At 77.0% G+C, this 2,634-nt stretch carries 1 pseudogene; it reads left to right on the top strand.

The features are described from left to right. Positions 1 to 64 precede the first annotated feature (64 nt). Positions 65 to 2,634 (top strand): annotated as a pseudogene (locus tag I2H81_RS10450) (hypothetical protein); the annotation flags it as partial.

Here is a 2,634-nt window from a genome sequence, read left to right as displayed (position 1 = left end):
GCTTGGCTCCCGTCCCCCCAATCTAGTAGACTTGGAAACCGTTGCTAGATTAGGGGGATTTTCCATGAGACGCTCCACGAAACGAATTTCCGGTGCCGCCGCCGCGCTGGCGGTCGCGGCCGCCCTGGCCCTGTGCGGGCCCGCGGCCTACGCCGCCCCCGCCGCCCCGGGCGACGCGCAGGCCCCGGCCGCCGGGGCCCAGCCCGCCGACGGGGGTCCCGCCGCCCAGGCCGACGCCGCCCAGCCCGCGCAGGCCGACGCCTCCCAGCCCGAGGCCTCGCAGGCCGACGGCGCCCAGGCGGAGCCCGCCCGGTCCGAGGCGGCCGCGCCCGTCTCGCTCTCATACTCGGCCCACGTCTCCAATATCGGCTGGATGGGCGCCGTCGCCGGCGGCGAGGTCGCCGGCACGACCGGCAGGGGGCTCCCCCTCGAGGCGCTGCGCCTCGTCCTGTCCGACGCCTCGACCGGCGAGCCCCTCGGCGCCGACGCCATATCCGTCGAGGCCCACGTCTCCAACGTCGGCTGGCAGGCCGCCGTCGGCAACGGCGGCACCGCCGGCACGACCGGCCAGTCCCGCGCCGTCGAGGCCCTGAGGGTCAGGCTGTCCGGGGAGCTGTCGGCCCGCTACACCGTCTGGTACCGCGTCCACTCCGCCGAGTTCGGCTGGCTGGGCTGGGCGTGCGACGGCGCCGACGCCGGCTCGGCGGGCTACGGCCGCGCCGTCCAGGCCGTCCAGGTCGCGGTCCTGCCCAAGGGCGACCCCGCCCCGGGCGACACCGCCACCCCGTTCGTCGACAGGTCCTCCGAGCCCCCCTCCGTCTCCTACCGCGCCCACGTCGCCGGCATCGGCTGGCAGGGCTCCGTCTCGGACGGCGCCGTCGCCGGCACCACCGGGCAGGGCCGCGCCCTCGAGGCCCTCTCGGGCTCCGTCTCCTGGTACGGGCACGGATCCTCCTCCCTCGAGGTGAGGGCCCACGTCTCGAACGTCGGCTGGCAGGGCTGGACCTCGGGGACCGCCGGCACCACCGGGCGCTCCCTAGCGGTCGAGGCGCTCCAGTTCAGGCTCTCCGGCGAGGCCGCCTCGTCCTACGACGTCTGGTACCGCGTGCACTGCTCCGACTATGGCTGGCTCGGCTGGGCCAAGGACGGCGCGTCCGCGGGCACGGTTGGCCTGTCGAAGGCCGTCCAGGCCGTCCAGGTCGTGCTCGTCCCCAAGGGCGGCGCCGCGCCGGGGCCGGCCGGCGGGGCCTTCCGCGGCGCCGGCGAGCGCCTGTCCGGGTCGTCCATCTCCGTCGCCGGCTCGCCGGCGGGCTCGTCGTTCTCGGGCGGGGTCCTGACGCTCGGCTCCGAGAGGGGGCCCGTGCTGGGCTCCGTCGCCGCGACCGTCGACAACCTCGAGTCCGACGGGTCGGTCTGCTACCGCGGCCTGCTGCTGGGCTCCGGCTGGCAGGGGGAGACCAGCTCCGACGGGGCGCAGCTCGGCGCCTCGGGCGGCGGGCTCCAGCTCAAGGCCGTCCGCTTCGAGCTGTCCGGCGGCCTCGCGGAGCGCTACGACGTCTGGTACCGCTCCTGTGACTCCGCGCGCGGCTGGCTCGGCTGGGCGAGCGCCGGCGAGCCCTCCGGCGTCGAGTCCGGCGCCTCGGGCCTCACCGCCGTTCAGGTCGCCCTCGTCGCGAAGGGCTCCGGCGCCCCCGGCCCGGCCGAGGGGGCCTACGTCTCCGGCGCCGCCTCCGGCCCGTCGCTCGTCCTGCAGGGCCATGTCGCCGAGCGCGGCTGGCTGCCCGCGGTGGGCGGCGGCGAGGACGTCGGCACGACCGGCAGGGGCCTCGCGCTCCAGGCCGTGCGCGCCTCCCTCGAGGGGGCGGGCGAGGGGAGCTCCGTCTCCGTCGCGGCCCACGTGGCCGGCATCGGCTGGCAGGACGCCGCCTCCGCCCCCTCCTACGCCGGCACGGTGGGGCAGGGCCGCGCCGTCCAGGCCGTGAGGGTGTCCCTCTCCGGCCCCGTCTCCGAGCGCTACGACGTGTGGTACCGCGTCCACGCGGCCGGCTACGGCTGGCTCGGCTGGGCCAAGGACGGCGAGGCCGCGGGCACCGAGGGGCTCGGCGTCCAGGCAGAGGCCCTCCAGGCCGTCCTCGTCGAGAAGGGCGGCGACGCCCCCTCGACGGGCGACCCCGCCGAGCTCTCCGTCCCCTCGCTCAGCCTCAGGGCCCACGTCTCCGGCGTCGGCTGGCAGCCCGCCGTCGGCAACGGCGGCACCGCCGGCACGACCGGCCAGTCCCGCGCCGTCGAGGCGATCGCCGCCGAGGTCTCCTCGCCGGTCTCCGGCGGCCTGTCCTACAGCGCCCACGTCTCCGGCGTCGGCTGGCAGGACGAGGTCTCGGGCGGCGCCGTGGCGGGCACCACCGGCCAGGGCAGGGCGGTCGAGTGCGTGAAGATGCGCCTGACCGGCGACCTCTCCGAGTACTACGACGTGTGGTACCGCGCCTACGTGCAGGACTACGGCTGGCTCGGCTGGGCCAGCGACGGGGCCCGCGCCGGCACGACCGGCATCGGCTACCGCGTAGAGGCGCTCCAGGTCCGCGTCCTCGCGAAGGGCTCGGCGGCCCCGGGCCCGACGGACGGCGCGTACAGGGA

It is taken from the genome of Collinsella aerofaciens, assembly GCF_015561195.1.
GTDB classification, from domain to species: domain Bacteria; phylum Actinomycetota; class Coriobacteriia; order Coriobacteriales; family Coriobacteriaceae; genus Collinsella; species Collinsella aerofaciens_AC.
Note: the sequence above shows the minus strand (reverse complement) of the source record. Positions and strands in the feature narration are given on the sequence as shown.